The following is a 2,189-nucleotide window of genomic DNA, read 5'->3' on the forward strand; positions in this document are numbered from 1 at the left end:
ATCATGATTTGATTTAAACATAGCTTGTGTATGGGTCGTTGTCAATAGCAATATTAAGTTCTAATTTATTAATTTTAGATAGCACAATATATAGTTACCGATTCAATAGCAATAAACATTATATTGTATTAGTCTGTGCAAAGAAGGCCAAATAAATCCGGCTTTGCCGACCCCAACGCCTGAACTCACTGGTTTTTACGGAGCACAGCGGAGTAAAAATCCAGTGCAGTGATTTGTTATACTATTTTACAATTATCTTCGCCTTTGCAATTGCCTTTATAATTACAACCAACCAAAACAACTGGACAATACATCTTTTTATTTTTTAAACATATCTTGTTAAAATCATTTTTTCTGTTATCAATTTTATAGATAGGACATAGGTCACAATTGTTCAGGTCACACATTCTTGGAACAAAATCAAAAGTAATATCGAATTGCTCAGGATATCCAATAATATCTTGACTGTTTTTATTAAAAAAATCTCTTAATATTTTATTTAAAGCCTTCTTTGAGTGTTCATACTCTGTATCTTTTAAAATACAATTTCTAAATTTGGAGTTATTGTTCCATACATCTCCTGGCAGTTCTAATTGAACAAGTGCTTCATATGAAAATAATTTTCTAAAATCATTATCGCGTAAATCTTCATCATTTAAGGCTACTTCAAAATATTGCTTAAATTCAGGAGATTTCAAAAAGTCCCTTAAACTACACCAAGCTCTTTTCTGGTTGAAAACTGTATCTTTGAGAAAAATGTTGTATTCATTACTGAATTCATCGGGATTATCTAAAATGTTTTTTATTCTGTTTTTCCGTTCATTAGCTTTTTTTATATTGCCAGCAAAATCACTCAAATCACCACTTTTAGGCTGTCCAATTTTATAATAAGTCAATAAATACAATGAAAACAATATTCTTTTTATAAAATCATTTTTATCTTTATGTTTACAATAAATTTCTTTAATGAATTTAGAAAAGCTGAAGCCATAATCTTCTAAAAAGATAAAAGTGTATACAATCGCCAGATAATCCGATGGGAAAAATCTTGATTTAAATTTCACCCTTCCATTTTCAAAAACACCATTATATTGAGTTAAAATGTGATTATTATATGCTGTCGACTTGCTTATAAAAGTGTATTTATCGTTGCCATCTCTTTTTACAAAAGAATTTTCATGTTCTGGATTTAATAGATTTAATGAATTTTGTTTTTTAACTTCATATATCAACTCAGAAAATACAAATCCTCCAATATCCCATATTCGTTGGAAAGGCATTTGCCTGTCAGTTATATAACAAATCCAATGCGTAAGAATTTTGATATCAGATTGTAAATCAATCTTAAAAAAATTGATCAAATTATAGTTATGAGAAAACTCCCATCTATAATCATCATAGAAAGATATAATTTTGAATATTTCTGCTAATTTATTATTCATTGCTTATTTTTTTAGTATAACGCTCAGGATCAGCTACACAAAAAACTACCTTTGACCTTTCGAACTGGTACAAAATCTCGCAGGCTTTTTGTGTCAGCCTGGATCCTGTTGTTCGGCTTTTTCATTTTTCATCTGTTCAAGCTTCTCACATGCTTGAATAAACCAGTCCGGCAATATATCTGGGAGTTGCTCCGGTGCTTCTGATGCTCTCCGCAACATTTCAAAAAACCAAATCCGTTTAGGATGCCTGCCGCCTTCGGGTGTTCTAACCCTGATGGTCCTTGTTCCGCCATTTGCATCGAAATATACCAAATATTCTGTTTCAGGGTCGTATGTATCTAACAATGACAGCACTTGCTGGTCCCCTTTGTTCATGAAGAAGTCCCTTGTTCCGTACATTGCCTGAGTACCCTCTTCGTCCTCCACGATCCCAACAACACCTCGTCCCGACAATTCAAAGTTATCGTAGGCAAAAAAAGCAATGAAGTCCCACTCATTTAGCACATGATCAACGAAATCTGGAATCGGATCTTTCATAAAATCTCCAGCCCAATGTCAAGTTGAGCGGCGGGGCTTTTTCCGTCCACTCAAACGCCTGGTTATTTTTTCTTTGCAATCCACCCGCCTCATTCAATCATTCCCAAATTCGTTGCATATTTTCATAATCGTCAAATGCTTCGTCTCGGCTCAAAACCGACATATTTTCCGATAGACTCTGTGCGATAATCAGACGGTCAAACGGATCTT

Annotated in this window: 2 protein-coding genes; both read right to left on the reverse strand. The window is 33.4% G+C overall.

What is annotated here, in order from left to right:
• Window positions 1-236 precede the first annotated feature (236 nt).
• Window positions 237-1,442, reverse strand: a complete 1,206-nt coding sequence (locus tag U9P79_08350) for a hypothetical protein (GenBank protein ID MEA2104633.1) — start codon at window positions 1,440-1,442, stop codon at window positions 237-239.
• A 93-nt stretch (window positions 1,443-1,535) separates the two neighbouring features.
• Entirely contained in the window at window positions 1,536-1,979 is a 444-nt protein-coding gene (locus U9P79_08355; protein ID MEA2104634.1) for a hypothetical protein, read from the reverse strand.
• Between the last annotated feature and the right edge of the window lie 210 nt (window positions 1,980-2,189).

Source organism: Candidatus Cloacimonadota bacterium (genome assembly GCA_034661015.1).
Taxonomy (GTDB): domain Bacteria; phylum Cloacimonadota; class Cloacimonadia; order JGIOTU-2; family JGIOTU-2; genus JAYEKN01.

Bases quoted from the DNA above. Each gene is read 5' to 3' on its own strand.
- U9P79_08350 (MEA2104633.1), bottom strand. From the start codon at position 1,442: ATGAATAATAAATTAGCAGAAATATTCAAAATTATATCTTTCTATGAT.
- U9P79_08355 (MEA2104634.1), bottom strand. From the start codon at position 1,979: ATGAAAGATCCGATTCCAGATTTCGTTGATCATGTGCTAAATGAGTGG.